We start from the raw sequence: 2856 nt of genomic DNA, 5'->3' as shown, positions 1-2856 counted from the left end.
ATTTCCTTATGTCTGCCTTATCAAGAGCTATTGGGGTGAGGTAATTCTCGGTTATAGGCATTCCTTCCTTGTCCTTCTTGCCGGTATCTATAGAAGTGATTACAGGCAAAGGTACGTATAGCTCACGTATCGACTGATAATGACGTGGTTTTGATTCAACAGTTAAAGACCCATCTATTTCCTCAAAAACAGTCACCTTCCTACCCGCATGGTCCGATAAATCAATCTCGACCGCATCGATTATTAATTTAGTGCCCTTTACCGTTACGTTCTTCATATATCACCTACTTAATATGGCACCACAAAGTATTCAAAAGCAGAAACTCCGGATCCTGTATTATTAACCCTGAAGCTGTTGACTGCTTTATCGGATATCCAGACCTCTCCTACCATGGATGGGTTTGCTGTTGGAATTACAACTACTCTATAGTCCGTATTATCCAGTGGAGGAGCCAGCGCTATCGTAGTATAAGAGCCATAACCGCCAAAATTATCCGTACCTCTAACAACACGTTGTGTCAAATTATCTATTAGTACGTCATCAACCCAGCAGTTATCTATAACACATGATGCAGTAGTGGTTATACCGCCTGCGTCTGTACCAAAGTTTTTAAATATCCACCGATCTTGTGCGCCGCTGTTAAATATTGCCGTTGCATCATCGTAACTTATATAAGTGCTGCGTCCCTGACCTTGAATAGTTATATTATCTATGGCTCTTGTGACCGTTGCCGCAAAGACGTAATTCCCCTCCAGCAGCACCACCTTCCCGCCCCCTGCCGGCAGCGCGTCGATCGCCTCCTGGATCTCAACGTCGTCCGCGATCCCATCGCACTTGTAGTTCGCGGCGGCCTTATTCAGGCTGTCGCTCGCGGCCACAACAATCGTCGCCGCCATCGCCCCTTTATTCTCGTAAGCCCCTGACATATTTACTCCTAGAAGACTATCTTATAGACCATATCATCGATAGGCACAAGAGACCATTTCTGTTGGCCTATCACTATCATATCAAGAACATTGATCACACCATCTTTATTCACATCTTCTGGTATCCACCCTGGAGTACCCGACAACCCCCACTTGCTCTGAATATGATTTTCCATATGTTGTGTGACATCCATGATAGAATCCGGACCACTGAATCTTTCTTCACAGAAAGCACATTCATACGTTTCCAATTCTTCATCTGCCTGAGCATGCTTGCTTACGTATATTACCAAACCTGTTATGGCTCCGATGCCCAGCACTAATCCGACGATAGCTTTTTCGTTCATTAGTTCACCATCCTACACATACCTCATCCGTATTCCCAGCAGCCAGCAGTCCGCGTCCACGGTGTCCAAAACATCATCCGCGTGCCGGGTAAAGGCCACGCCCACTATATCGCCCGGGCCAAGAGCCCCCACGCCCACAAAAGCCGCGGCTATATCAATGCCTTCTACCTGAGTTCCCGTTACCGCCACGTTACCCTCGGCTACGGCCCCGGAGTCGATGTTGTAAGACTCTCCGCTTGCTATCTCACCCCAGTCTGTGGCCACGCTGCGCCGCATGTTGCCGGTATCTCCCGGAACCACCACGGCCTCGCAGGTCACCAGCTCCTGGTAGTTGAGCGGGATGCAGACGTTAAGGCGGCTCACTACTTCAAGGCCGTCGGTGAGCTGTTCGCAGGGGTGGGCGCCTATATTGGAGGAGGGGTTGGGCACGGGGATAAATATCTCGGGAAGCTGGGTATGCACCCCTAAGTCTTGGATCTGACCGGTCACATTGCCGATCAGCTTATTATTCATAGCCCTGTTCTCGCCGCATGTCGCCCCGCCTATGTTTATGCCGTACCCGCCGCAGCTGCTGATGTAGTTGTTCTCGATAAGGTTGTTATCGGAGTCGGACAGAAGGCGTATACCGTCGTTCGAAGCATTTATGATAGTATTATTAATTATAGAGGATTCCATTAAGCCAGATGTCGGAACCGTGGCTACGCCATAATCTACTCCATAGTCGCAACTAACTATAAGGTTGTCATTTATTTCGTGGTAATAATGGCCGTTACACTGACCAAAGTATATTGCGGCGCCGCCCGCACTCTCAATATGATTATCATGTATTTTAAAAGACAGGCTCGTATTACCAGCATCCATTGAGATATAAATACCATAACCATCTGTTGCGTTTATATAGCATCCTTTTATCGCGCCATATTGTGTGACCGTGCCTTCAACGTGAATACCGTCGGCATCACTTGCCGCAATATAAACGCCATCTATTATAAACATATCACTGCCGTCATCGATAAATATACAATGTACTGTGTTACCGGTGCCGGCAGAACCAAGCATAGCTAAGTTTTTAACGCAGCAGAAAACCTTGCCTATCATCTGTATAGCATGATCTCCTGTGGCTAGTGCCGTGGCGATGATTCCGGTGTTCCAACCCTGGCCCTCCAGCACTATATTATCATCAGGGAATACTATCGATTCAGCCAGTACGAAAGTACCCTCAGAAAGTACCACCCGGCCTCCGGAAGCCGGGAGAGCTGCCATGGCCGCGTTGATCTGCACGTCATCCGCCACGCCGTCGCAGATATAGTCCGCCTGGGCGCGGCATTTATCTAAAGAGTCGGCAGCCGCCACGAAGAGCGTCGCCACTCTCGGCGGCATCCATAAACCCTGTGCAGGTGTTCCACCTCTAGGCATGTCAACTCCTTAAATAGCTGCCGGGATCTCCAGGACGCTAAAAGTCATGATAGTGCAATTTACGCTATAGCGGTAGTTGATAGTAGTGCTGTCCTGGACCAGCGTATCGAACTCAAAAAGCGCGCTGGCCGGTAAAGCCACGCCATGGTTAAACTCCACAACCTGT

Annotated in this window: 4 protein-coding genes; all 4 read right to left on the bottom strand. The window is 48.8% G+C overall.

Going from position 1 to position 2856, the window contains the following annotated elements; genetic code table 11:
- On the bottom strand, positions 1 to 277 hold a 277-nt coding region (locus tag PHI12_14795; GenBank protein ID MDD5512054.1), incomplete at its 3' end, for a hypothetical protein.
- 11 nt (positions 278 to 288) lie between these two features.
- Positions 289 to 927, bottom strand: coding sequence for a hypothetical protein (locus PHI12_14790; GenBank protein ID MDD5512053.1), 639 nt, complete (start codon positions 925 to 927; stop codon positions 289 to 291).
- Positions 928 to 935: 8 nt separating this feature from the next.
- Positions 936 to 1274: a hypothetical protein gene (locus PHI12_14785; protein MDD5512052.1), complete on the bottom strand. Its 339-nt coding sequence runs from the start codon at positions 1272 to 1274 to the stop codon at positions 936 to 938.
- Positions 1275 to 1286: 12 nt separating this feature from the next.
- Positions 1287 to 2690 carry a right-handed parallel beta-helix repeat-containing protein gene (locus PHI12_14780; protein ID MDD5512051.1) on the bottom strand — a complete coding sequence of 468 codons (1404 nt, stop codon included), beginning with the start codon at positions 2688 to 2690 and terminating at the stop codon, positions 1287 to 1289.
- Positions 2691 to 2856: the final 166 nt, after the last annotated feature.

This window comes from Dehalococcoidales bacterium, assembly GCA_028716225.1.
In the GTDB taxonomy this organism is placed as follows: Bacteria; Chloroflexota; Dehalococcoidia; order Dehalococcoidales; family UBA5760; genus UBA5760.
The sequence above is the reverse complement of the archived record's forward strand: the minus strand, read 5'-3'. Positions and strand labels throughout refer to the sequence as shown.